The 24,839-nt window shown below is 59.9% G+C and carries 25 protein-coding genes; 17 read left to right on the plus strand and 8 right to left on the minus strand.

Features of this window, described 5'->3' with window-relative positions; translation table 11 throughout:
* Positions 1-112 precede the first annotated feature (112 nt).
* The 9 genes from LVD11_RS11335 to LVD11_RS11375 all read left to right on the plus strand — a co-directional run bounded on the left by LVD11_RS11335 (position 113) and on the right by LVD11_RS11375 (position 6,617).
* Positions 113-829 (plus strand): hypothetical protein, encoded by a 717-nt coding sequence (locus tag LVD11_RS11335; protein ID WP_237059074.1) that lies wholly within the window; start codon positions 113-115, stop codon positions 827-829.
* A gap of 441 nt (positions 830-1,270) precedes the next feature.
* Positions 1,271-1,663, plus strand: a complete 393-nt coding sequence (locus LVD11_RS11340; RefSeq protein ID WP_237059076.1) for a hypothetical protein — start codon at positions 1,271-1,273, stop codon at positions 1,661-1,663.
* 208 nt (positions 1,664-1,871) lie between these two features.
* Complete coding sequence (locus LVD11_RS17000; protein WP_369413318.1) at positions 1,872-2,075, plus strand: excalibur calcium-binding domain-containing protein; 204 nt, start codon at positions 1,872-1,874, stop codon at positions 2,073-2,075.
* 104 nt (positions 2,076-2,179) lie between these two features.
* The gene (locus LVD11_RS11350; protein ID WP_237059078.1) at positions 2,180-2,521 is read left to right on the plus strand and encodes a hypothetical protein; all 342 of its coding nucleotides are present in this window, start codon (positions 2,180-2,182) and stop codon (positions 2,519-2,521) included.
* 147 nt (positions 2,522-2,668) lie between these two features.
* Positions 2,669-3,028: a hypothetical protein gene (locus LVD11_RS11355; protein WP_237059080.1), complete on the plus strand. Its 360-nt coding sequence runs from the start codon at positions 2,669-2,671 to the stop codon at positions 3,026-3,028.
* A gap of 967 nt (positions 3,029-3,995) precedes the next feature.
* Positions 3,996-4,616 carry a class I SAM-dependent methyltransferase gene (locus LVD11_RS11360; RefSeq protein ID WP_237059082.1) on the plus strand — a complete coding sequence of 207 codons (621 nt, stop codon included), beginning with the start codon at positions 3,996-3,998 and terminating at the stop codon, positions 4,614-4,616.
* A 341-nt stretch (positions 4,617-4,957) separates the two neighbouring features.
* The gene (locus LVD11_RS11365) at positions 4,958-5,434 is read left to right on the plus strand and encodes a DUF2306 domain-containing protein (RefSeq protein WP_237059084.1); all 477 of its coding nucleotides are present in this window, start codon (positions 4,958-4,960) and stop codon (positions 5,432-5,434) included.
* Between the two features lie 63 nt (positions 5,435-5,497).
* Entirely contained in the window at positions 5,498-5,878 is a 381-nt protein-coding gene (locus LVD11_RS11370; protein ID WP_237059086.1) for a nuclear transport factor 2 family protein, read from the plus strand.
* 118 nt (positions 5,879-5,996) lie between these two features.
* The gene (locus LVD11_RS11375; RefSeq protein ID WP_237059088.1) at positions 5,997-6,617 is read left to right on the plus strand and encodes a cation efflux transmembrane domain-containing protein; all 621 of its coding nucleotides are present in this window, start codon (positions 5,997-5,999) and stop codon (positions 6,615-6,617) included.
* A gap of 66 nt (positions 6,618-6,683) precedes the next feature.
* On the opposite strand, the gene LVD11_RS11380 is transcribed toward LVD11_RS11375, so the two are convergent.
* Positions 6,684-7,784, minus strand: a complete 1,101-nt coding sequence (locus LVD11_RS11380) for a MipA/OmpV family protein (protein WP_237059090.1) — start codon at positions 7,782-7,784, stop codon at positions 6,684-6,686.
* Positions 7,785-8,030: 246 nt separating this feature from the next.
* Between LVD11_RS11380 and LVD11_RS11385 the strand changes: the two genes are divergently transcribed.
* From LVD11_RS11385 to LVD11_RS11415, 7 genes are all read left to right on the plus strand, one after another.
* On the plus strand, positions 8,031-9,101 hold the full coding sequence (locus tag LVD11_RS11385) for an efflux RND transporter periplasmic adaptor subunit (protein WP_237059092.1): 1,071 nt from the start codon (positions 8,031-8,033) through the stop codon (positions 9,099-9,101).
* A 3-nt stretch (positions 9,102-9,104) separates the two neighbouring features.
* Positions 9,105-12,224, plus strand: coding sequence for an efflux RND transporter permease subunit (locus LVD11_RS11390; RefSeq protein WP_237059095.1), 3,120 nt, complete (start codon positions 9,105-9,107; stop codon positions 12,222-12,224).
* 117 nt (positions 12,225-12,341) lie between these two features.
* A complete protein-coding gene (locus LVD11_RS11395; protein ID WP_237059104.1) occupies positions 12,342-12,812 on the plus strand; it encodes a hypothetical protein in 471 nt (156 codons plus the stop codon).
* Positions 12,784-13,728, plus strand: coding sequence for an aldo/keto reductase (locus LVD11_RS11400; RefSeq protein ID WP_237059106.1), 945 nt, complete (start codon positions 12,784-12,786; stop codon positions 13,726-13,728). The genes LVD11_RS11395 and LVD11_RS11400 overlap by 29 nt, the downstream gene beginning before the upstream one ends.
* Complete coding sequence (locus LVD11_RS11405) at positions 13,725-14,420, plus strand: DUF6064 family protein (RefSeq protein ID WP_237059108.1); 696 nt, start codon at positions 13,725-13,727, stop codon at positions 14,418-14,420. Before LVD11_RS11400 ends, LVD11_RS11405 begins: the two co-directional genes overlap by 4 nt.
* 225 nt (positions 14,421-14,645) lie before the next feature.
* The gene (locus LVD11_RS11410; protein WP_237059110.1) at positions 14,646-14,798 is read left to right on the plus strand and encodes a hypothetical protein; all 153 of its coding nucleotides are present in this window, start codon (positions 14,646-14,648) and stop codon (positions 14,796-14,798) included.
* 359 nt (positions 14,799-15,157) lie between these two features.
* On the plus strand, positions 15,158-15,484 hold the full coding sequence (locus LVD11_RS11415; protein WP_237059112.1) for a hypothetical protein: 327 nt from the start codon (positions 15,158-15,160) through the stop codon (positions 15,482-15,484).
* A 20-nt stretch (positions 15,485-15,504) separates the two neighbouring features.
* Here the strand turns inward: LVD11_RS11415 and LVD11_RS11420 are convergent, their stop codons facing one another.
* The 4 genes from LVD11_RS11420 to LVD11_RS11435 form a co-directional block, all read right to left on the minus strand.
* Positions 15,505-15,675 carry a hypothetical protein gene (locus LVD11_RS11420; RefSeq protein WP_237059114.1) on the minus strand — a complete coding sequence of 57 codons (171 nt, stop codon included), beginning with the start codon at positions 15,673-15,675 and terminating at the stop codon, positions 15,505-15,507.
* Positions 15,676-16,042: 367 nt separating this feature from the next.
* Positions 16,043-16,606, minus strand: coding sequence for a DUF3833 domain-containing protein (locus LVD11_RS11425; protein ID WP_237059116.1), 564 nt, complete (start codon positions 16,604-16,606; stop codon positions 16,043-16,045).
* 74 nt (positions 16,607-16,680) lie between these two features.
* Complete coding sequence (locus LVD11_RS11430) at positions 16,681-18,264, minus strand: tetratricopeptide repeat-containing sulfotransferase family protein (protein ID WP_237059118.1); 1,584 nt, start codon at positions 18,262-18,264, stop codon at positions 16,681-16,683.
* Between the two features lie 150 nt (positions 18,265-18,414).
* On the minus strand, positions 18,415-20,664 hold the full coding sequence (locus LVD11_RS11435; RefSeq protein ID WP_237059120.1) for a TonB-dependent receptor: 2,250 nt from the start codon (positions 20,662-20,664) through the stop codon (positions 18,415-18,417).
* A gap of 521 nt (positions 20,665-21,185) precedes the next feature.
* Between LVD11_RS11435 and LVD11_RS11440 the strand changes: the two genes are divergently transcribed.
* A complete protein-coding gene (locus tag LVD11_RS11440; protein WP_237059122.1) occupies positions 21,186-21,368 on the plus strand; it encodes a hypothetical protein in 183 nt (60 codons plus the stop codon).
* 32 nt (positions 21,369-21,400) lie between these two features.
* Here the strand turns inward: LVD11_RS11440 and LVD11_RS11445 are convergent, their stop codons facing one another.
* The 3 genes from LVD11_RS11445 to LVD11_RS11455 form a co-directional block, all read right to left on the minus strand.
* Positions 21,401-22,630: a heme biosynthesis HemY N-terminal domain-containing protein gene (locus LVD11_RS11445; protein WP_237059124.1), complete on the minus strand. Its 1,230-nt coding sequence runs from the start codon at positions 22,628-22,630 to the stop codon at positions 21,401-21,403.
* A complete protein-coding gene (locus LVD11_RS11450; RefSeq protein WP_237059127.1) occupies positions 22,627-23,955 on the minus strand; it encodes a uroporphyrinogen-III C-methyltransferase in 1,329 nt (442 codons plus the stop codon). Before LVD11_RS11450 ends, LVD11_RS11445 begins: the two co-directional genes overlap by 4 nt.
* Before the next feature lie 118 nt (positions 23,956-24,073).
* Positions 24,074-24,826, minus strand: coding sequence for a uroporphyrinogen-III synthase (locus LVD11_RS11455; RefSeq protein ID WP_237059129.1), 753 nt, complete (start codon positions 24,824-24,826; stop codon positions 24,074-24,076).
* Between the last annotated feature and the right edge of the window lie 13 nt (positions 24,827-24,839).

Consider the following 24,839-nt stretch of genomic DNA (forward strand, 5'->3'; position numbering starts at 1 on the left):
AGCAGAGTTTATAACAAGGTGGTCAATGGGACGCCAACTATGCTGTGCTCCGTTGCCGCCCATTACCACTGGCGTTAGGTGAATGTCGTAAATCTATACAAAGAGGTTAAAAATGAGAAAAATATTATTGCTTCCTGTAGTTCTCTTTATGGCATCTTGCGCATCCACAGATATGTCAGATGCACTACAAAACGGTAGGGGAGCAATACCTACGCATCAGTTTTCGGATGCAAATACCGTTGAAGAAATTAGAAATTTAAGGCCACAAGCCCAGCCTCCGATTAACGTGGCTGTAATTCCTCCTTACAGATGGAATTCTGTAGGTATTGAAGAAAGGAAAATAATAGAAAAATGGGGTGAAAAATTAAAAGATATTGGTTTTGTTAAATCTTTAGAAATAGTGCCGCAGTCCTTGAGGCCGACTTGCAATTACCGAGCAGACAGTGGGTGCTATTTAAAAGAATCTAGATTAGCGGGTGCGCGCCTTGGGGCGGACGCAATACTATTTTTGAATGACAGTACCGTAACAGACCAGTACGTTAACCCAGCCAGTATTCTAAATCTAACTATTGTTGCAATGTGGTTTGTGCCTGCCCACCACAGGGATTCATATTCTATTTATGAAGCGTCCCTTTTTGATATAGATAATGGTTATCTCTACACTGTGGCTGAGGGTTACGGTGAATATAAAACTGTTCGGCCTTACATGTACACCGATTGGAGCACTGGACAAGAAGAAGCTCGAATAGAAGCTCTCGAGAAACTGGGAGAAAAGCTATTTACTGTTGCGCAAGAAGCGGTCAATAAAGACAAATCACCTAACAAGTAAAGCAAGCCGACGCTGAAAAGCGCGCGGCTTCTTTAGGCGTTATGGGTAATGCGAGATATGCAATTCGAGCGGTCAAAATCCCTTTTAGTTCGGCGAATAGAAACTGTGATCCTGCTGCTATTCGGCGCCCTTGTGATTTTGAGTGTCTCAATGCTCGGAGGTTTCTGGTGGCTGTTTGAAGGCGGGAGCGAGTTTGAGGGAACCTGGTGTTTACTGATGATTACTGCTTTCGCTTTCAATCGCGTCCCCGTCGAAGGCGCTCGATGGTTTCATCGAAATGAGGTGAAGTATCTCTATCTCCCCGTCTGGGGTATAAACGCAATTGCCTACCTCGCAGGGATGCTTATTGACCCATAACAAATCAATTAAGTTCGTTCCCGGCCTGGCGGCCGTCCACCGGACGCCCTAGTCGGGCGCCGCTTATCATTGGCGTTAGAGGCTATGACTGAATACAGTATTTACGACATCATCGACCGTATTCGTTCCAGAACTGGAATGTATGTTGGTGAAGTAACGCTAAGCTCCATCAATGTATTTTTGACAGGCTACTGCGTCGCGATGAAAGATTCAGGTATACCTGATACGACGTCGCCAGCGTTTTTTCCCGATTTTAATATTTGGGTGAAAAATAAGTTGGGGTTTGATAGTTCCTGCATTGGCTGGTGCAGCATGATCCTTGCTTTTTCTGTTAACCCGGAAGCGCCAATACTCAGAGATTCAATCGACGAGATTTGCCGAATGGCAAAGAAGCCAGAGCATGACAAATCCGTCGACCTTTTCTTTTCTCTAGTTGATGAATATAAGCAAAAAAATATCTCTAACAATTTGTTGTAGGTCGTTCCGGCCTGCGGCCTCCACCGGACGCCCCTGGCGGGGCGCCGCTAAACAACAGCGTTAGAGTTTTGAGTGGTAATAATGAAAAATAGTAATTTTCGGCCTATTGGTATTCGCTGGCTGGAAGCTCTACCAAGAAAAATTCGCTGCTCATGAGGCCCGATGGGGAGACTACGAAGTAGAGAAGGTTGGTCGTTCTGTAGATGGCATGGAAACAATCAAACTTTCTCCATCCAAGGAGCCAGTGAAATCCAGCCCGGCTTCATATCAAAAATTTAAATGTGATGGCCGGCAGCATTGTAGCCAAATGACATCCAGAGAAGAGGCGGTTTTCTTCATAAGAAACTGCCCTAATACAAAAATGGATGGAGACAATGATGGTATTCCCTGTGAGAACGATTCCAGGTTCTGAGTCCGCCAACTCTAACAATCACAGGCAGTATGCTACGGCCCTTCGGGCCTCCGCGGGACGTCTTACCTTGTGCGCCCCTGCTGTGGGCGTTAGGGCTCTTGGCTATGAATCGATACTTTCTAGCATCGATATTGCTCATTTCACATTCTTCTTTATCTGCAGATATAGCTCGAATTGAGTCCTTATTGGCACAAGGGAATGCGGAAATTGGAAAAGGTAAGTATGAAGTGGCTTACCATATCTGTACGCAAGGCATCGTTGATTTGGGCAACGCGTATGTAAGCCCAAGTGCCATTGACGATACAGGTCAAAAGCTAGTCCTTGCTGAGGTGAGCGCTGAAGAAGGAAATTATAAAGTGGCTTCAGCTGTAAGCTGTAGCTCACTGAATAGCAGGGTATCCCTACATAAAAGCAACAAAGAACGCAGCAGTGATATCAAGCCCTAACAAGCGCAAGCAGTATGCTACGGCCCTTCGGGCCTCCGCGGGACGCCCAACGCTATGCACGTTTTGTGCGGGTCGCTGCGCTCCCAGTTTCGCACAAAATGTGCATAGCATTGGTCGCCCCTGTTACGGGCGTTATGTATTCGAGAAATGACTGAACTTCAACGAGCTATTTATGCTTTGGCTTTAAGCCCAGAAATCCAGCTGGGGCTGTTTCGTGATTTCGTATGTAAAGGAGAAGAGCTGGTTCTGGATTTTGAGGCAGCTTATGCAGAAGGATTGTCTTTGAGTTTAGCCTCAGCTTCGCAACGCTTAGCATTTGACGAGCTTGATAAATATTTAGAGAGCCACTCTGGCACGCAGTTTCAAGAACTTTACATGGATGATAGTCAACTATTTGATAATGTATTTTGGAGGCGAGTCAGGGTTCTGGCTAATCAGTGCATTTCATCAATGGGGTGGGAGTACCAAGCTCCGCCCAAGAGCGCCGCTATCTATGTCCGTGGGTAACATACATAACAAGGCGAGGCATTTCGTTCCGGCCCTGCGGGCCTCCACCGGACAGCTTACTTTGTGCACTTTATGCGCAGGTCGCTTCGCTCCCATTTTTGCGCATAAAGCGCCCAAAGCAAGCTGCCGCTGCTCGCGGCGTTAATGTTAAGACTTACCCACGTTTAAAGATGATTGACAGAAAACCTGGTGTTCGCCGATTCCTAGCTGAATGCTCAGGGAAGTCGGCAATTGCCGGACAGGTATGCATTCACGAAATTTGATATTGGTGCGATCCAGTAAGAGTTCCAGGTAGAATCTTAGGATTCAATGTACGATTGTTACGAGATAGAGCCGCCGCACCTTCGCTTTCTGGAGCCATACTTGGTGCAGGTTCCTGAGCGGGATTTTTAGCCTAGTTCTTATTTTGTGGAATCTCATGCCGGATAACAAGGCCATCGAATTCGTTACGGGCACGTAAGGCGTGGCCTGCACTGAACTTCCTGCGCATTGCGTCGGCCGACGTCTATAGCGTCACCATAAGGGTTGGGGGGCAGTGCGTTATTATTAATAACCAGAAGTTAATTCTACTTGTAATTATTCAGTATATTTTCACCTTGATACACATAGATCTGTGAAAAAATATTGTTAAGGAGATATAGTAACCTTGGCCTCTGGATTCCACGGCTACCGGGTGCTGGCCCTTTGGGTGCGCTCTATCGCTTCGGTGTAGTCTGTGTAGGGCCGGGCAGGGCAGGGCAGGCTGCCAGAGGTGTCAGCGCCTTTGATATAAGGCTGCGAGAGAAGAGCTGCAGCAAATGTGGAGCAAGTTTGAGTGTTGAGCCCTATAGCTCTCGCAGGCAGATTGCGCCGGCTCCTTGAGGTGCCTCTCGGGGGTGCATGTGCTACTCTCGGCGCACAAGAACCGGACGAAAACCCCAAGCAAGCGGCGTTAAAAAATATCTATTCATTAGGCAGAAATTCTTGTATGAGTGAGAAAGGCCATTGGGAACATGTTTATAAGACCAAGGCGAGTGATGAGGTGAGCTGGTTCCAGCCACATGCGAAGACGTCTTTAGATCTTATAAAAAAACTTGAGCCTGATCCTGAAGCGCACATTATGGATGTGGGTGGCGGCGCTTCATTGCTCGTGGATGACCTGATCGCTTCGGGATATCGTAATTTAAGTGTTCTGGATATATCCTCATCCGCTTTGGAGGTCACCCAAAAAAGGTTGGGCGTAGCGGCGAACAAAGTCCGTTGGATAGTGGAAGATGTTATACGGCTGAGTTTGCCTAAGCATTCTATTGATGTATGGCATGACCGGGCTGTGTTTCATTTTTTGACAACATCGGTGCAAAGGGATCAGTACGTAAAAACCGTATTGAATTCAGTAAAGCCGGGTGGGCATGTGATTGTGTCAACGTTTGCCACGGATGGCCCCGAAAAGTGCAGTGGATTACCCGTTCAGCGCTATAGCGCTGGATCCTTGCACGATCAATTTGGAGAGCCATTTGTGCTGCTGGGCCATGAATACGAAAATCACCGAACGCCTTTCGGCACTGATCAGCATTTTATTTATTGCTACTGCCGGGTTGTAGATGCCTAACCGCCAGTGTGTCACTGACATAACCGTTGGCGCTCGGTTATTTAACCCAGCTTTATGCTGAGTTCCAGCGCAGGGACGCGCTCGCGGGCATGTGCTGCCAGGCCGGATAGCACCGCCCGCAGATCTACTATCCAGCGCGCTCGAAATTAGCAAGTGCAGTGGTTTCAGCAAAGCTTGGCCTTATGTGTTGTCGTCTTGATACTGGAGGGCGACCCGAGCGGGAGCAGAGAGGCACAGGCGCAATTAGGTGTAAAGGCAGGCCTGGCAGAGAGGCTGCGGGGCATTCCGCTTCCCGGGGCGTGATATGCAAGAATTGCCGGGTCCATCAGGGATGATACGCTATGTTTGGGACAGCTCATATAATCTTCGCAGTCGCCGCTCTTGCGATCGGTGCCCTCGTTTTTCTGCAAAAAAAGGGTGGCGAGAACCACCGAATACTGGGTTACCTGTATAGCGCTGCACTGTTATTGGCGAATCTGAGTGCATTGCTGGTATACGAGGACTCGAAAGGCCCGGGTCCTTTCCATGTGCTGGCTTTGGTAAGCCTGGCGACTTTAAGCGCAGGGTTTGTTCCCGCGCTTTTGCGCAGCCCCCGAAATACCTGGATGTTGTATCACGCCTACTTCATGAGCTGGTCTTATGTGGGCCTGGTCGCGGTCGGGGTTGGGCAGTTCGCTACGATGCTTGCATTGTTTCCCGGTTTCGTTGCGGTTGGCCTGCCGGCTTTAGTAATCGCTGTTGGCGGGGGAGTGTTGATCCACAAGCAGGTGCCGCGTGCCCTGGTAGACCAAAGCAGACGATCAGTGAAGCCTGAATAGCGGCTACAATGTGAACCTCATGGTTACCCAGTGAAGCCATGTTGGCGTAAACGGGGCAGGGCGATGGCACTCAAAGAAGAAATAATAAGGCGAGAGAAAGCATTACTGCGCTTTGAGGTTAGAAGATCGCCTGGGGAGTTAACAAAACTGCTCTCAGCGGATTTCAGGGAAGTCGGTGCTGGCGGGGCCTATTTTGGTCTTGATGAAGTCCTGGCCTGCTTACCTGAGGGAAAAGGTTGGTCTGCCATGACCCGGGACTGGGAATGTCGCCAGCTGGCGGACGACATCGTGCAGACAGTTTATCGGGCTTTTATTGTCAATGACGGGGACGGCTCTGGAACCTTTTCCCGCAGAAGCTCACTGTGGAGGCTGGAAAACGGGTGCTGGAAAATGGTTTTTCACCAGGGCACCAGGGTTGACCCGTTTGAGCTCCAGCCTTCATGAGGTGGTACCGCACTGAGCTGGCCGGTAATTGTTCCGGGTGGAAGGCTACTGGCCGGATATGCTTGAATGCCCCTATATCATGATATCGCTGTAATTGTTTCGTGAGGATTTGTACAGGATGCCAGAATGCGGTTGCGGGGCGGGGCAGGCGGAGAAGCTCGAGAGAAGGACGCTGGTGCTGCTGTTGGTCATTAACGGCGGCATGTTTGTCATTGAGTTGCTGCTGGGATGGCTGGCGCAATCCACGGGTCTGATTGCCGATTCCCTCGATATGCTGGCGGATGCCGCGGTATACGGCTTGGCGCTTTATGCCGTAGGCAGGGGGGTGCTTCTGCAGGCAAGGGCGGCACAGGTCAGTGGTGTACTTCAGGTAATTCTCGGGCTGGGTGTATTGTTTGAGGTGTTGCGCAGGCTCCTGTTTGGCAGTGAGCCGCAAAGCCTGCTGATCATGTCCGTTGGTACCCTTGCCCTGCTGGCCAATATTACCTGCCTGGTGTTGATATCGCGGCACAGGGACGGGGGCGTACATATGCGCGCATCCTGGATATTTTCCACCAACGACGTCATCGCCAACCTGGGTGTGATTACTTCTGGAATCCTGGTGGCTGTTGTTGGCAACCGTTTCCCCGACCTGGTTGTGGGCACCATTATTTCACTGGTGGTGGTTCGCGGCGGGATCAAGATCCTGCGGGAAGCGAAAGAGGCACGGGACTCGGCGCTGTCCGCCCAAGGGGAGTAACCGGGTGCAAAGGCCGTTCAAAATCCGCCGGATAGCGGGCAGGTGCCTGCGCGGGCCTGCAGTGCCCTAGAAAGCGTAAGTGACTGCCCCGAAGCCCTTGATGAGCCGGTCATCATCGACAATGGGGCTGTCGGTAATATCACTGTCCAGGTTTTCCACCGCGATATTGAGTACCACGCGCCAGTTCTCGGTCAGTTCGTAAAAGCCACCCAGGCCCAGTTCGACGGTCACGGCGCTCCCGACATTGTAGGCGGGGCGGCCGGGCAGGGCGGCAGAGGCCGGTACACCGAAATCGTAATTCGCCAACTCGCTGCTGAGCCAGCTGACGCCGAGTTGCGGCGCCAGGCGCAGGTTGCCGAACTGAAAGCCCCGGGATACCCGGGCCACGGCGGTGCCGCCACCGATCTGGTCGAGCACGTCGTGTTCATAGCCCAGGTCGAACTCGAAGCCACTGGGGCCCTCGTAGACCAGGCCGAGCCCCGCCATCAATGTGCTGTCGCGGTCGCCAAGGCCCTTGAGAAAGTCACTGTCGTCTTCCTCGTAAGCACCCACCCGGTAGGAGGCGCTCAGCGCCACGCGCAGATCGTCACTGCCCAGTATCCCGTAGCGCAGGCTTGGGCCCACCCACTGCAGTCGCTCACCGAAGTAGGTGATGGCGGGTATGGGCTGGATGACGCTGGCATCCGACCCCACATAGGGGCTGCCGCGACCGATCACGCCAAGGCCCACGCCCCACTGGCCGGCATCGCCGAGGATGCTGTAAAGCGCGATATTGACGTTGTTGCTGTCGTTCCGCCGTACGGAGAAGCTTGCCTGCCGGAAGCTGGGCGGTCCCTTGGGCTGGTAGTTGTTGGACAGGCCCACCGGCTCACGGGGAATACCGATGAAGTTCCTGTCCAGGGCGCGGTTGTTGTTCTCGTCCAGGTAAGCGAGCACCGCCACTTCCCCGTCAGGGGCGTCCGGTATCACATAGGTTTCGCCGGGCTGGATGGTGTAGCGTACTTCCCGCGCGGCACCGCGGAATTTGCCGAATGCATCCGGGTCGTCGTAGACCTGCAACACCAGGGTGCCCGCCGGGGGCGGGTTCTGCAAACGGACCGTGATGTCAGCAGCGGCTGCGGTCCCGCACAGCAATAGCAGTGGCAGGGTGGCGGCAGTTGTTTTCATGGGCGTACAACGTCCCTGGATCAGTGGCCAATGCTTTCCTTTACGAGCATCGTAGATAAACAGATGAACCTGGCAAGGTGTGCCGTGCGGAAAGTTCAGTGACCCGCTGGCATGTTTCTGCCGTATGCATCCGTTGCCGCACCGGCGGGTGTTGGTCGCATGTATCCGACGGATGCAAAGGTGAACAGGCCGCAGTAAGCTGGGCGTTACGTTCGCCGATAATGACAAGAGACTACTGGAGATCCCTTGAATACAGCTGACGAAGGGCGCAGCCGCCCGTGCCGCGCGGCCATGACCAGCGCCGTACTCCTGGCCCTGACTAGTTTGTTCGGATGTGAACCGGCCAGCGAGGCAGCCGGGGCGCGGGGAGAGGGCCGGGCCCAGCCGGTGGTGACAGAGGCCGTGCTCTGGCAGCCACGACTGGTGCGGATTGAGGCCGTGGGCACCTCCCGCGCCGATAAAAGCGTCACCCTGTACCCGGAAGTGAGCGGTGAGGTGGTCGAGGTCACGCTGAAGGCCGGGGACCGGGTCGAGGCGGGCCAGGCCATTGTGCGGCTGGACGAGCGCGACCAGCGGCTCGCGGTTGAGCTGGCCCGGGTGGAACTGCAAGACGCAAAACGCCTCTACAGCCGTTACCGGCGGACGCAGGGGTCGGGTGCCGTCACCGAGAATGCCGTCGACGATGCCCGCAGCGCGGTGGAGCGCGCCAGGCTGAACCTGGATCGGGCCGAGGTGGCACTGGACCACCGCTCGATCGAGGCACCCTTTGACGGGTATGTCGGTATTACCAACATTGATCCGGGGGCCCGGGTCGATCCCTCTACGGCAATCACCACCATCGATGACCGCAGCACGCTGCTGGTGACGTTCCAGGTGCCGGAGCTGTTCCTGGGCCAGATCGACCAGGGGCAGGACATTGCCGTCGCCACCTGGGCCAACGGCGACCCGCAACACCGGGGGGAGGTCATCGATATCGACAGCCGGGTGAGCCCCGACACGCGGACCTTCACGGTCCGCGCGCGGGTCGATAATCGTGGCGACCGGTTGCGCCCGGGCATGAGTTTCCGGGTCACCATGAAGCTGGCCGCGGGCCGTTACCCGGTGGTGCCGGAGGTGGCCCTGCAGTGGGGCAACGATGGCGCCTTTGTGTGGGCCGTGGAGGGTGGCAAGGCGCGGCGGGTCCCGGCCACCGTCGTGCAGCGCCTCCAGGGTGCCATCCTGGTGGACGCGGACCTGCCCGAGGATATGGCGATTGTGACCGAGGGTACCCAGCGCATGCGTGAGGGAATGCCGGTAGCCAACATGGCGAGGTTGTAAGCCGTGGGCAGCGACAATACTCCCGGCGTCCATATTCAGCCGCACCGCAGTGACCTGGCCTCCCTGGCAATCCGCCGGCCGGTGTTGGTGCTGGTGCTCAACCTGCTGATTGCCATTGCCGGTATCGCCGCCTTCAGCGCGGTGGAAGTGCGAGAGCTCCCCGACGTGGATGTGCCGGTGGTGTCGATCCGCGGCGAAATGCCCGGCGCCTCCCCGGAAACCATGGATTCCGAGGTTACCAGCATTGTCGAGGGGGCGGTGGCCAGGGTATCCGGGATCAGGAATATCCAGTCTTCCAGCGAGGAAAACAACTTCCGTATCCACGTGGAGTTCAATGCCAATGTCGACCTGGATACTGCCGCCGCGGATGTGCGCGAGGCGGTGAACCAGGCCCAGCGGGACCTGCCCGAGGACGTGGAGCGGCTGGTGGTGGTCAAGGCCGCCGACCAGCCGGAGCCGGTGATCAACCTGGCGGTGACCAGTGACCGGCTGCGCGACGAGGCACTGACCTACATTATCGAGAAGGACATTGTGCCGGAGCTGATCTCGATACCCGGTGTGGCCGACGTGCCCATCTCCGGGCAGCGCCAGCGGGTGTTGCGGGTGGTGCTGGACCCGCTGCGCCTGACCAGCTTCGGCCTGTCGGTGAGTGATGTGGCGGCGGTGCTGGAGCAGGCGCCACTGGACGTGCCCTCGGGCAGTTTCCGCTCGGAAGACCAGCAGTTGCTGGTGCGTACCGACGCGTCTGCAGTGACCGAACAGCAGGTGCGGGATATCGTGATCAGCGGCAGTACCCGCATCGGCGATGTGGCGCATGTGGCGTTCGGGCCCGAGGATGTGCAGTCGCTGGTGTACCTGAACGACCGGCCGGTGATCGGCCTGGGCATCGTGCGCCAGGCCCAGAGCAACACCATCGATATCAGCGAACAGGTCCGGCGGGTGGTGGGGAACCTCAACCAGCGCTTCGACAACCTCGAGATCACCGTGACCGAAGACCGGGCGGTGTTTATCGAGGGTTCGGTGCGTGAGGTGGTCACCAGTCTCTGTTACACGGTTGCCATCGTACTCGCCGCCATCTGGCTGTTCTTCGGTAATATCCGCACCACCTTGGTACCCAGTACCGCTATTCCCATTGCCCTGGTGGGCACCCTGGCGGGCATCTGGCTGATGGGTTTTTCCATCAATATCCTCACGCTGCTGGCGATTGTGCTGGCCACGGGCCTGGTGGTGGACGATGCCATCGTGGTACTGGAGAACATCCAGCGGCACCGCGCCCAGGGGCTGGGCGCCCGTGCGGCGGCGGTGCTGGGCACGCGTCAGGTCATCTTTGCGGTACTGGCCACCACGGCGGTACTGGTCAGTGTGTTTATCCCCATCTCGCTGCTGCCCAGCACCGCCGGGCGCATGTTCCGGGAATTCGGCCTGGTGCTGGCCACGGCGGTGGCACTGTCCTCGGTGGTGGCTCTGACCCTGGTACCCGTGCTCACGGCGCGCATCGCCGGCAACCGTGGGGAGCACCCGCTCTACCATCGCCTGGCGGGTATTGGTGGGCGTATCGCGAACGCCTACCAGCGCAGCCTGGCCACCTGCCTGCGCTACGCGCGGGTCAGTTTTGGTGTGGCGCTGGCGCTCGCCGTCGGGGCGGGCGGGCTCTACCTGGTGCTGGGCAAGGAACTGCTGCCATCCGAGGACCGCGGGCTGATCCGCGTGGACGCCACCGGCCCGGACGGCGTGGGGCAAAACTATATCGCGCGTCAGGCCGAACATATCGAGGATGTGGTAAGGCCGCTGGTGGCGCGGGGCGATGCCACCGATATCATCACCTTGATCGGGCGCTATGACCCCAACCGCGCCCGGGTAACCCTGCCGCTGGCGAACTGGGAAGAGCGGGAGACCTCACAGCAGGCCCTGGCCGCAGAGATTGCCGGGCCGCTGGCGCAAATCCCCGGTGCCCGTATCCGCGTCAGCAGCCCCAACAGCCTGTCCCTGCGAGGCGGTGGGGGCGGCATCGAAGTGGCCCTGGTGGGCAACGATTACGGACGCATTTACCAGGCATCCCGGGAAATGGCCCGGGCCATCGAGGACCGCCTCCCGCACCTGAGCCAGCCGGATATCAGTTACCGGCCCACCCAGCCACAGCTGTCGATCGAGATCGATCGCCGCCGCGCGGCAGACCTGGGCGTGCCGCTGCAAAATATCGCCGTTACCCTCAGGGCGGTGGTCGACGGGCTCGATGTGGTGGACCTGAACGTGGGTGACCAGGCCGTGCCGATCATGCTGGAGGCTGCCAACAGTACGGTCTCGTCGCCGGAAGACCTGGTGAACCTCTACGTGAAAAGTGAGAGTGGCAGCCTGCTGCCGTTGTCCAGCATGGTCAGCCTGCGCGAGGAAAGTGTGGCCGCCGAGCTGGACCGCCACGGCCAGCGCCGCGCGATCGAGATCGATATGGGCCTGGCCCGGGGTTATCCGCTCGCCAGCGCGGTCGAAGAGCTGCGCGCCCTTGGCAGCGAGATACTGCCGGACGACGTGGGCATCCTGTTCTTGGGCGAGGCCGATACCCTGGAGGAGAGTTCCCGGGAAGTGGCGATGACCTATGCCATTGCCGCGCTGGTGGTGTTCCTGGTGCTGTGCGCCCAGTTTGAAGGGATCAGCAGCGCCCTGATTGTGATGACCACCGTGCCGTTCGGGTTGGCGGCGGCGGTGTACGCCCTGTTCCTGACCGGCACCACTGTGAATATCTTTTCCCAGATCGGCCTGGTGATGTTGATTGGCCTGATGGCCAAGAACGGCATCCTGCTGGTGGAGTTTGCAGACCAGCTGCGCGACCGCGGCCACAGCGTATACGACGCGATTACCGAAGCGGCGCGGGTGCGCCTGCGGCCCATTGCCATGACCATGCTTTCCACGGTGCTCGGTGGGCTGCCGCTGATTCTCAGCAGTGGGCCTGGCGCCGAGGCGCGCAGCGCCATCGGTTGGGTAATGTTCGGCGGCCTGGGCCTGGCGGCGTTGTTTACCCTGTACCTGACCCCGGTGGTCTACCTGGGCCTGGGGCGGTTCCACCAGCCGCGTTCCGTGGAGGGCAGCAAGCTGGAGGAGGAGCTGCAGGCGGCCACCGGCAATTGAGTTGGGCTCGGCATTTTGTTATCCGGCCGGCGGTGGTTCTCCTGTCGCCGGATTTTTTGAGCAGACCTGGATCCGCCGCCAGGAAAGGAACTGTCAGGATGATACCGGGAGGTGACCATGGCCAGTAAAAGCCCGGCCGGGCTGTCCGCGAATCGCTGGGTGACCTTCCTCGCCCATTTCCTGTTTATCCTCGCGGCCTGGACCGTTTTCATAAAATATCTCTTTCCCATCGGCTATGCGCTGGCGATCGGTGAGCCCTGGATGCGCTACATATACTGGGATTTCTGGCCGGTAGTCCATGTATGGCTGGGCTGGGCATTACTGGTGCGGCCCACTTACCTGTATCGCCTTGCGCTGGGGATAGCGGTGCTGGAGATACTGATTATCAGTATCAAGTTTGCCCACTTCCTGGTGCAGCCTGAGTGGACCATCTGGCGCACCAACTGGTTTGTGAACAAGGTGTTCGTCCTGGCCTGTTTTATCCTGCTGTTAACAACCGTCGTGCTGCGCCCGGGTCTTCTCAGGCCCGGGCGGCACTTCAATCCGGGAGGCAACACGCATGAAGGGAAACACGAAAGTGCGCACTGATCGCCGGCGGTTCCTTAAACTGCTGTCCTCCGCGCTGGCTGCCATGGCAATGTTGCCCGTGCTTTCACGGGCTGCAGCCGAAGGACTGGTTCGCAAGCCAATCCGCGCGACGGGCGAGAAGCTGCCGGTAATCGGGCTGGGTACCTGGCGGACATTCAACGTGGGCAGCGACCCGGAATTGCTTGATGCCCGCACGGAAGTCGTGCGGGCATTTTTCCGCCACGGCGGCGGGCTGGTGGATTCCTCCCCCATGTATGGCTCGGCACCGGATGTGATGGGCTACGCGCTGAAAAAGCTGGGTGTCCCCGAGTCCCTGTTTTCCGCCGAGAAGGTCTGGAGCCCGGCGGGTGGCTCTGCCCGGCAGCAGTTCCAGCAGCTCGCGGCGCGCTGGGGCCTGCCGGAATTCAACCTGCTGCAGGTGCACAACCTGGTGGACTGGCAACAGCAGCTGGAAGCCCTGCGCGAGCTGAAGGCCGAGGGCAAGATCCAGTACATCGGCATCACCACCTCCCACGGGCGCCGCCACCGGGAGTTCGAGCGGGTAATGGCATCCGGGGATATCGATTTTGCCCAGCTGACCTACAACATTACCCACCGGGAAGTGGAGAGCCGTCTGTTGCCGCTGGCCCGGGAGCGCGGGATCGCGGTCATTGCCAACCGGCCCTACGACGGCGGTCGCCTGATCAAGGGCCTGAAGCGCAGTGAAAAAGTTCCGGCCTGGGCGAGGGAAGAATGCGGCTGCCGGACCTGGGCTGATTTCCTGCTGAAGTTTATTGTCAGCCACCCAGCGGTGAACTGTGCCATTCCCGCCACCACCCGGGTCGATCACCTGAACGAGAATATGCAGGCGGGCCACGCCCTAATGCCATCCCCGGGCTGTCGACAGAAAATGGTCCGGCATATCGAGTCGCTATGAGTGCATGGTCCAGCTATCGGCTGGAGGATTTCATCCCGTTTACGGCGGATGTCTATTATCGCCTGCTGGAACGGATGGGAGAGGATTTCTGGCCGCTGCACCTGCTGACATTGTTGCTGGGCGGCACGGTGCTGCTCCTCGCCCTGCGCGGTCGCGCGCGCCTTGCCTGCCTGCTGCTCGCCCTGCCGTGGCTGTTTGTGGGCGTGGCTTATTTCATGCAGCGCTATGGAGAGCTTAACTGGGCAGGGCGGGATATCGGCTGGGCTTTTGTGCTCCAGGGAACCCTACTCGCCGCAGCCGGGGCCAGCGGGTTCGGCATTGATCGCCCGGCGCGAGCCATTGCCCCGGCAGTGATGCTCGGCATGTTGCTGGGGCTGCTGGGGCTGTTAGGGATGCCGTTGATCGCCCCGTTAGTTGGCTTCGACTGGTTCCAGGCGGAAACCTTCGCCATCCACCCTGCGCCCACTGCAATAGTGACCCTGGGGGTGGTACTGGTGTTATTCCGCGGCATTTTCCTGTGGGCCGCGGGGATAATTCCGCTGGCCTGGATAAGTGTCTCGGGTCTGACCCTGCTGGTGCTCGACGCCCCCTGGACCCCGGTCATGTTTGCGGCTCTGGCTGCGGGTGTCCTGGGCCTGGCGGTGAAAAGTGTGGCTGCATATAGGCGGCCGCCACGGGGTGGAGCCGCCTAGGACATTTTCCAGGGCACCGTCTGGGTCTCTTTGCCTTACCGGTTGAACGCATTGGTTCCGCTGCTGATGGGCCCGCTTACGTTTGAAGCGTCCCGATACCGGGCTTTGCGGGACTGGCGTGAAGAGGTTTTTGCATGCCGTGGCGGGGCGTGCATAATCCGGTACAAGGGATGCGCCGTAATGATTGCTGCCGGACGGAAACAGCCGAAGCAAAGGAGGATGCAAATGAAATCAGAGCTAGTGCAATGGTGGGGAGGGGTTCCCGCACCTGAAAAGCGCGCCTTGATCACCCTGGGCGTGATTGCCGCGGGTATCCTGGTGTTCTGTCTGGGCCTGCAGGCCGGTAAGGCACTTGCTGTCGCCACCTCGCTGTTCTAGTTCCCATGTTGCTGCTGTGCGCAGGGGCCGGGCAGCTTCTTATATGCCGACTTACAGGGGCGCGGTTCCTTTTCGATGTGGCTGTCGGGATACTCCACCTTCGTTGTGACTCCATGCGTAATGTGCGGATGCCCGCTATGATGGCGTGGTGGATTTTTGCAAATTGATTCGCGCGCGGGTCAGGCCCGGCGTGGATGGGGGGAAGAAGCGGCGTCACTCGCGGGATGGTAATGGCCCGCCCTGTGCCACAGGGGGCGCCGTCATTTTGCCTGAAGATGCGCCAGTGGATCGGGCCGGGCCTGTCCGCGGTCAGGCGGCCTTCGCCTTTGTCACCTGTTTACAGCATAGGGAGCATTAAAGTGGAATTTATCATCCTGTTGATCGTGGTGGTTGCCATCCTGGTGTTGCCCCTGAAGATGGCTGCCGTCATGCTCGGCGCGCGCAACACCGGCGCATTCTATTGCCTGTTCGCGCTCTTGCTGGCCGTGATCATCCAGCGCTTCGTGGGCGGCATGATCCCCGGGGTGACGGCGGAATGGGGCATGCTGATCACGATCCCGCTCGCCGCCATTGCCTATATGCTGGTACTGGGCACCGGCTTCCTGAAAGCCATCCTGATTGCCATCGTCCAGGGCCTGATCATGATCGGTGCGGTCATCCTGTTCGGCGGTCTGCTGGCAGCCTAGCGTAACAACCGGGATTACGCTCATTGTGCTGCTGGCGCCAGTGCCAGCTTGACGATGTCGCTCTCCGCCAGCATTGACCTGACGCCCAGCATCCGTGCCTCCCGCGGGTGCAGGTCGAAATGCAACCGGAATCGGTTGTGTGCCAGCAGCCGCTCCTCCCGCCTGCCATCGCCCAGCTTGATTCGCAGCACGAAGGCGTCGTTACGCGGTGTTCGGTGTAATACAACCAGTCCCCTTTGACCTGCCAGCGATTCGGCTGTGGTGATGCCACAGTACCGAGCATCCGGGTTGAAGCGGATTGGAGCGGGCTGTCCGGTAACCAGGTGGGGATGCCGGTGATCGTGAACAGCCGTCGTATCGCGATGCCTGTGACCATGTTGCCAGCGGGTTTGGTTCCGCTATCGGCACGCGGGTGGCGGACAGGCAGGACGCCTTACCCGCTGGCATGCCACCGCGCTGGTGGTGCTCAATTTGGCGCTGGCGCTTTATGTTCTGAGCTGGGGGTGGTGGGGCCCAGGCTGTGGGGCTAATCCCTGGCAGCATGGTGCGCGTGGTGGCTCAGGGTTGCTGCCCCCGGATGATGGTCAGCACAATCTCGCCCACGTTGAAGCCCCATTTACTCAGGCTGGACTCGTTGATCAATACCCGGTCGGATACCAGGTACATGCGATCATCGACATCCACCTCGATGGTGTCACCTTTCCACGGTACCTGCAGGGTGTAGCGGATAAACATGGCGTTGCCGCTGACGCGCACTGCCGCCGGGCCGACCACATCACCCGCTGAGCCGGTATATGTACGCACGCCAGTACTGTCGGTTACGGTGGGTACCAGGTGCCAGTCGCGGAACTGTACTTCGCCGTCGTCGAACACAAACCGTTCCTGCAGCAGGCCCTCACCATTGTTCCAGCTGCCCTTAAGTTCCGCAGTGAACGTGCGCGTGACGCGACCCGAGCGATCCTTGACAATACCGTGCGCAGTCAGAGGGCCGCGAAAGAATTCCTCCGCCACAAGCTGTGGCTGCCGGTCGCGATATTCGGAGATATCGGTGCTGGAGCAGGCGGCCAGCAGCAGGCTGGCCGCGAGAAGCAGGATTACACGGGGTATTGCGGTTCCGGGCATCGGGCTTTTCCTTTCGGCCATTAGTAAAAGCACTCTACGCAGGGCCCGAATACCCGGATCAGGCGGGACCGGGATCAGTCGAGGGAAAGCCCTGCCTGCTCGAGCTTCTGGCGCAGTGGCGCCAGTTGCCCGGCAAATTTCCGCCAGCGTCCCACAGAGCGGGCGTGGAGGGGCTGGCGCACCTGGGCGGCACTGGCGGTAGCAGCGGCGGCCGCGGAGCGGTGGAATTGCAGGCATGCTTCCTCGAACGGCAGGCCCAGGTAGTCCAGCAGTTGTTCAGTCTGCCTGTGCTGGTCCACCACCAGCACATCGTAGTCCACGTTGTACAGGCGATTGCCCAGTAGCGCCTGCCAGTGGTCCATCAGGCGCCGGTACTCCACGTAGTAGTCCGCCAGCTCATCCAGCCGGTAAGAATAGGGATAGGCATCGGCGAACAGCTGCTTGTAGATGGCGAAGCAGCTGTCCATCGGGTTGCGGTGCACGTGGACGAAGCGAGCCTGGGGGAAGGCCCTGGCCAGCAGCCCCAGGTAGAGGAAGTTGCCCGGTAACTTGTCGGTGAAGCAGGGTTCATCACCGCGCAGGTGGCGGATGCTCTCCAGGTAAGTGTCAGCGGCTTCCGCCGGATTGATGCCGGCAGCGGCCGCGGCGATCTCGGCATTGACCAGCCCGGACACCGCGACACCGCAGCTTCTTTTTACTGCCAGCGGCCACTGGTGCAGTTCTCCCAGGGGCTGAACTTGTGAGTGGCTGCCGAGGATCTGCTCCACCAGGGTACTACCGGAACGTGGCAGGCCCACGATAAATATCGGGGTCGCATCGTTATCGGCGGTTGTTGCCCGGTCCGTGGAGTCAAGCCAGTCCCGGTCGAATCCCCGCCGCAGGGTTTTGAACAGGGTCCGGTCGGCGGCCGGGGCGTAGCCGATACGGCGGCGCTGGGCCTCGGCGCCGGCATGGTAGTGGGTCCAGGCGCTGTTCCAGTCTTGCAGGTCCTCGTATTCCTTGCCGATGGCATAGTGCAGGAACGGCCGGCCGGGGTGATTGGTGCCGAGCCCGGATACCAGCTTCTCCATGGCCTCGATATGCCCCCGGTCCGTGGCCCGATGGATTTTCGACAGCTGCCAGTGGCTGCGGTAGTGGCCGGGATCCTGCTGCAGCGCCTGTTCGAGGTAGGCGCGGGCGCGTTCCTTTTCGCCCAGGAAAACCTCCACCGAGGCGGCATTGGAGAGGATGGCCATATCCGCCGGGGCCAGCGCGGCGGCGCGGCGGAACAAGGGTGCGGCCTTGTCCTGCTTGCCGATATGGCTGTAAACCGTCGCCACCAGGTCGAGCAGCTTGGCACTGTCGGCCAGCTCGGGAGCGCAGCGGTCCGCTTCCTGTTCTGCCTCCCGGTGCCGCCCGGCCTGTACCAGGCAGCGGGCGCTCTGGGCGCGTGCGTCGTGGCGCCCGGGATCCAGCTGCAGGACACGGTCGAAGGCCTTGAGGGCCATACCCGGCTTGCCGCCTTCGGCAGCAGCGAGGCCCAGCACCAGGTGGGCATCCGGCTGGTCCGGGTCGCGCTGCAGCACCTCGATACTCAGGCGGGTGGCGGTGCGCCAGTCCCGTCTCTGCACGGCGTCACGCACCTGTTGCAGGCGCGCGGCGATATCGGTGTCGGGCATGGAATCTGTACCTCTGGTCTGGTGGCTGGCACAGGGCTGCGCATCGCCCGCGCTTCCAGCCGATGTTAGCGGTTTTTACCCGGCGCTGGAAAACGGGCACAAAAAAAACGGGGCCGGGGCCCCGCTGAATCATCCTGTGAGAGGTGGTTGTCAGAATTCGTAAGAGAAATTGACCCCCATGGTGCGCGGCTGGCCGACGTAGTAGAACTGGCCGCGCTCACCGTAGCGCTTGGCACTGCGCACACCGGAGAAGTAATACTCGTTGGTGGCATTGTCCAGGAACAGGGACGCGCGCCACTGGTCGAGACGGTAGTCCGCCGACAGGTTGAAGACCCGGTAGGCATCCAGGGTTTCGTTGTCGAAGTTGTCGCCCAGGCTGTTCAGGCGGCTCTGTACCTCGTCCTTGAAGTAGGCATTGCCGCGCAGGGTGAGCTCACCGGTGGGAACGGGAATAAAGTAATCGAACGCGATGTTCGCCTGCAGGTTGGGAACCCCCGGGAAGGCGTCACCATCGAAGCCGTCGATTTCCGGAGCGTCGCCATTCAGCGCATGGTCGTAGTAGGTCACCCAGCCGCTCAGGGTCAGGTTATCGGTGACGGCCGCCTGGGTGGACAGCTCGATACCATCAATCTGGCCCTCGCTGGCATTCTTGGTGATATTGATTGCCGCTTCCTGGGACTTGGTGGGAACCTGGAGGTCGGTCCAGTCAATCCGGAAGATGGCCCCGTTGAAGATCACCGCGCCGTCGGCCAGGGTGGTGTGCCAGCCCAGTTCGTAGTTCAGGGCCCGGTCGGAACCAAAGGTGCGTTCGCTGTCGAGCAGCTGCGGGCCGGCGTTGGTGCCGCCGCGACGGAAGCCCTCGGCGACGGTCGCATACAGCATCACGTCTGCGGTGACATCGTAGGCCGCATTGAACTTGAAGACGGTATCGTCGATCTCGCCGCTACCGGAGACACACTCGGGTTCTACAGCATCGCGGGTCCAGTACCAGTAAACCGGCAACAGGTTGCAGTCGTAGGCGAAGGTCTCCTCCTGCTCGAAATAGCGTGCACCCAGGGTCATCTGCAGTTGCTCACTGGCGTGGAAGGTGGCTTCACCGAAGAGCGCGCGTTCCTCGAATGTGCTGTCGGCGAAACGCCAGTACTCCAGCTCCCCGTAACCGGTATCGATGCCGGCCCAGTCCTGGTAGCCCGGGGTATATTCGCGGGCGTCCAGCAGGGTGTCGGTCTCCTCGTAATAAACGCCGGCGATCCAGTCCAGCCAGTCCGGTGAATTGGCTTCAGTGGACAGGAAACGGGTCTCATGGACCAGCGACTCGGAATTGTTGTCGTCCACGGTGTAGCCGGAAAACTCCGGGAAATCACAGTAGCCCGGCCAGATATCCACGCACAGCAGGTCGGTCTGGTCGCGGTTGCCGGTGCCCTCGTACTCGGCGATGGAGGTGGTGGAGAAGATTTCCACCAGTTCGGTGTTCAGTCCCACCTCGAGGTTGAACAGGTCATCGCGGTTCTCGCGGACTTCCTCGTAGCGCAGCGCGGAGCTGAAGTCACCGCCGGTAAATTCCGGGTTCACCGCCTGGCGGCCGCCGGCAGCCTGGTCCTGCACGTAGTAGCTGGCCTGGGCAAAGAAAGTGTCATTGGGCTCCCAGCGCAGGGCGGCGCGGACGGAGTTGGTTTCCTCGGTGTTGGCGTCCTTGATGGTGCGCTCGGCGTTGCTTACGCCAGGTTCGACCAGCACATTCTCGTAGTCGACAAAACCGGCATCGTCGACGCGGGTGCCGGATACGCGCAGGGCCAGGGTATCGGACAGCGGCAGGTTGAAGACACCGCTCATCTCGGTGGATACACCATCGCTTTCGCTGTTCCGGTAGAACTCGGTGCTCACGGAGCCCTCGACTGCCTCGGTGGTGGGCTTGTTGAGGATGTAGCGCAGGGTGCCGCCCATGGCGCCGCGTCCGTACAGGGTGCCCTGCGGACCACGCAGTACTTCCACGCGCTCGATGTCTACCAGCTTGAAGTCGATCAGCAGCGGCGTGTCGTTGACGTAGCGGGAGATAATGTCCTTGCCGCCCTGGTTCTCGGAGGCCTGCAGCCCGCCCACGTTCATGCCGCGCAGGGTCACCAGGCCGGTGCTGCGAGCGCCCGCATCGATCATCTGCATGCCGGGGATGAACTGCGACATCTTGGTCAGGTCGTCGGCGCCGACATTCTGCAGGTCCTCACCGGTAACGGCAGTGATGTTGTAGGGGATTTCCTGGATCGACTCGGAGCGACGACTGGCGGTAACCGTGATTTCCTCCAGTTGTGTAGCGTTGCTGCCGGCCTCCTGGGCCTGCAGCGCGGCCGGGGCCACATTAGCGGCAATGGCCAGGGCGATCAGTTTCTTGCTGTATCTCTTCATGGGCGCACCTTGGATTGTTGTGTAGTTATGAATTTTTGTTTTCGCTCACGCGGCTCCGCCGTACGGTTGACGCAGTACACCTGCGGCATTCCTGAAGGGAGGAGTGAGCTTTTCAGTGGGGGTTGGTCCCGCCGGCTTAAACACCAAATACAACTCGATGATTTTTTGTGGGCAGGTCAAGAGGGAAAATCGTGGGGTTCCGCTACCGTGCCCGATAGCGTCAACTCAATTATCGAACCATTCGCTGAGGTGGAAGTCGCTGGAGCGCGCACAGAGGGGGTCGCCCACAGCCGGGTTGTAAATCAGCATAGCCATGTGTTCTTGTTAGCAATGAAAACCGTTGTACATAAGTGACCGGGAAGTGGCAAGCGCAAAACAGGCCGGATCTGGTGGCCTGTCCACAATGTGCAAGTTGTGGCGAAAAAAGTCAGGAAAGGCAGTCTGTCGGTCTCGCTCCGGGCTATTTTGCGAAGCGGGGCCGGTGATGCATGTCATTGTCGTAAAAGAAGGGAGAGAGCAAGGTGCAGAAAATACTCGAGTTCCGTCGACGCAGCTTCTGGTCGAGCCAGGTGGACATCGATGCACTAAACGAGAAAGTGTTGGAACTGAACCGCGACAGCTGGCGGGTGACGCAGGTCTGCCCCAACCGCAGCTTCGGCGGCCTGGTCATGTCCTACACCCTGTTGCTGGAGCGGGATGATTAGAGTGTAGGAGCCGTCACTGCCCGGCCGGTGTCTCAGGTGAGGGAGACCGACTGCCCGGGCAGTGGCAGTTGTGGCAGGTTTGAAACTGCCTGGATCAGGCCTTCCTTGTAGAGCTCCGCCGCCGCCTCCCTTTCACCCAGGGCGTGCAGCAGTCGCGCCAGCTCCGCGGAAGTGGCCGGGTCTGAGCGCAGGATGAGGCTTTTTTCGAAGTGCTGCCGGGCCTTGCCCCACAACTCGTTGCGCAGGCACAGTCGCCCCAGGCAGGTATAGAGGTCGGCATTCTCGCCGTACTCTTTCAGCCAGCCGTCGGCCACTGTCAGCTGGGCGCCGGCATCGGCGCCGGTCAGGCAACCGTAGAGGCGGCCCAGGTCCGCGCGCCACTCGTGGTTGAGGATCCAGCGCAGATGCTTTTCCGCCTCTTCGTCCCGGTCGACCCGGTGCAGTTGCTCGGCGTAGAGTCCGCGCAGGTCCATATTGCGCTGCCAGCGGCCGCTGAAACTCTGCCAGATATCTGACAGTTTCTCTGCGTTACGGCGCGCGCCGGCTTCCAGCAGTTGGTGCTGGTAGACCTCCTGCTCCAGCTGCTGCATTTCCTCTTCGGGCATATTGGCGTGCTTTTCCAGGTCCGGCAGCAGGTCGCGCAGGTGGTTCCAGTCTTCCAGTTGGTAGTAGGCCTGCTTGAGCATCTGCAGCACCGCCGGGTGCTTGGGTTCCACCTGTTTGGCGCGCTCGAGGCTGGCGATGCATTGCTCGTAGTGCTTGTCCAGCAGCTGCATCCGCGCCTGGCTCAGGGCCACCGCCAGCCGCGTATCCTCGCCGCTGGCCTCGGCCTTGGCCAGCAGCTCGTTGGCCTCGTCCCGGTAGCCCAGTTCAAAGGCGCTGCGGGCGGCTGCGAGGTAGTTGATCAGTGGGGCGTCGGAGCGTGGAGCGGATTTCAGCAGCTGGCGCCGGGCCCGGGCCCAGTTGCCCTCCATAAATTCCACCAGTCCGTTGGTGAGCCGGCGTCGCGCCACCCGGGTACGGCCAAAACGGATGCGGCTGACCCCGCCCTCGACACCCCGGAACAGGCTGCGCAGCAACCAGAACACGAGAAACAGCAGCAGCATCGCCAGGGCGACAGCGCCCACTGCGACCCACAGGTTCATTTCAATGCGCTTGCCGCCCACGGCCAGCAGCATATAACCCGGGTAGGTGCGGATCATCTCGGTCAGGAAGGCCCCGAAGAGCAGGAATGCCAGCGCGGAGAAGAGAAAGCGCTTCACGATGTTGCCCCCCTGTCCTCAGCTGGCCCCGGACTGGTGTTATGCAGTCGCTCGATATAGTCCTGCAGTGCTTTCTGGGAGGCATTCAGGTCGGGCAGTTGTGCCTCGATGGGCTCCTTGGCCAGTGCCTCGAGTTCGCGCACCAGGGCATCGCGGCGCTGGTTGGCGATGCCGTAATCCAGCAGCAGCTGGCGCGCACTCTTCAGGGAGTCGCGGTAGACGGTGCTGTCTGCACGCAATACCGCCAGCTGGGCTTGCTCCATGTTCAGCCGCAGGCTCTGGCGGAAACGTGCCTCGCTCTGCGGCGATAGCAATACCGGATCGATATCGCCATCGCGAATGCGCACCGAGTCTTTCAGGAAGGAAGTAAAGTTGTCCCAGCTGCGTTCCCAGGCCGGCTGCGCCGCGTCTGCGGTTTTTTCCTCGGCCTTTTCGGTTGGGCTTCCCATCGCCAGGTCGAATTCAGGCTGGATGCTGGCTTTGACCATCTGTTCCTGCAGCGCGCCCAGGCGCAGGTACAGACCCTGCTGGTCGATATCTTCCGCCATTTTCAGCGCGGTAATATCCCGTGCCAGTTGCTGCCGGACGCCATACAGGTCAGGGCGGTCCACGCGGCGCAGGATCTGGTCCACCTCCTCGAGCAATCCCATGGCTGCGCGGCTGTCCCGCTCGAGCAGCAGGCGCTGGTTGGCCAGTCGCAGCAGGTAATCCGCCTCCGCCAGCTGCCAGTCGGTGCGGCTGACATTGCCCAGCTCGCCCAGGCGGCTGGATTGCGCGGACAGTTCCCGCTGCAACTGGGCCAGCTGCTGGCGCATCTGGGCCATGGCCGTGCGCTGCTGGTTTAACTCCTGGATCATATTGGCCATGGCCTGCTGGGTGGCCTGTGAATCGGTTGGCGAGCCGGACTGGCCCGGTGCTGGCGAGACCTGGCCCCCGGGGCTTACCGGCTGTGGTGGCGCGGTTTGGTCGGGGGTGGGAAGGCTGGCGTCGGCAGCGGGCGCGTTATCGGCCTTGGGCGCCTCTGCGGTTGCCTCCTGTTCACCGCTGTCGCCCCCGGGCAGCAGTTCCAGGGCCTGATACACACCCGACTGGAATTGCGGCCAGTTATACCAGGCCCAGGCGCCTACGCCGCCGAGTATCGCGGCGAACAGGAGCAGCCAGAGCCAGCTGGTGCCGCGACCGGAGCGGTCGGCTTTCTTGCTGCCCCCGTCGCCGTTTTTCTTGTCCGCGGCCGCCTTGGCAAAGTTGCTCTTGGGCTCCGCCTTTTCCGTGACCACGGGCACATCTTTGTGATCCCCGGACTTTTTTGAGTTGTCGTCAGTCATGAGCTGGCAGGCACTGCAGTGAAAAATGTCGTGAAATTATAGCGACTCGCGGCATCGTTTATACGATGTCTGACGCGGATTTGAAATTTTTTACCGCTATCGGGGCGGCGAGCACCGCTCAGCGGGAAAAGATCGCTTCCAGGGCGCCCAGCATGGCGCGGTCGCCGGCGTTGGCAGCGGCTGTGGCGTCGGTAAATCCCAGTTCCCGGGCGTGTCCTGCCACCCGAGCGCTTGGGCAGACCAGGGCGACCTGGTAGAGCGCTTCGCGCCCGCTGGCGCGGATGCAGTGGGCCAGGTTGTCCAGTGTCTCGCCGCTGTGGACAGTGATGGCGTCGGGCCGGTGACGATAGTCCGCCAGTTGTGCTGTAGCCGTCGTCGGGAGCGTGCGGTGGTATAGCTCGCAGTAGTCGACGCGGGCACCGCGCTCGCGCAGGGTGTCGCCGATCAGGGTGCGGCCGCCGGCGCCGCGGAATACCAGCACCCGCTGGCCATCCACCTGCTGAAGGGACGGCAGTGCCAGCAGGCTTTCAGAGTCCATGCCGCCACCGGCACTGCTGCAGCTGACGCCGTGTTGTTCCAGGTCCCGTGCGGTGGCGGCGCCAATGGCGTAGTAACTGGGCCCGACGGGCAGCTGTGGCCAGTAACTGTCGAGCCAGTCGAATGCCAGCCGTACCGCGTTGCGCGAGACGAAAATGGCGTGCTCCACCTGGTCGAAGTCCAGGATCTGGTCCTTGATGCGCTGGTGCGCCGGGCCGGCTTCGACCGGTTCGATGGCCAGCATGGGAATGGTGTCTACCGTTGCTCCGGCGGCGGAGAGCTGCGCACACCAGTCCCCAGACTGGTGTGTCGGGCGGGTAGTGAGTACGCGCATACCGCGCAATGCA

This window comes from Microbulbifer sediminum (assembly GCF_021729035.1).
GTDB classification, from domain to species: domain Bacteria; phylum Pseudomonadota; class Gammaproteobacteria; order Pseudomonadales; family Cellvibrionaceae; genus Microbulbifer; species Microbulbifer sediminum.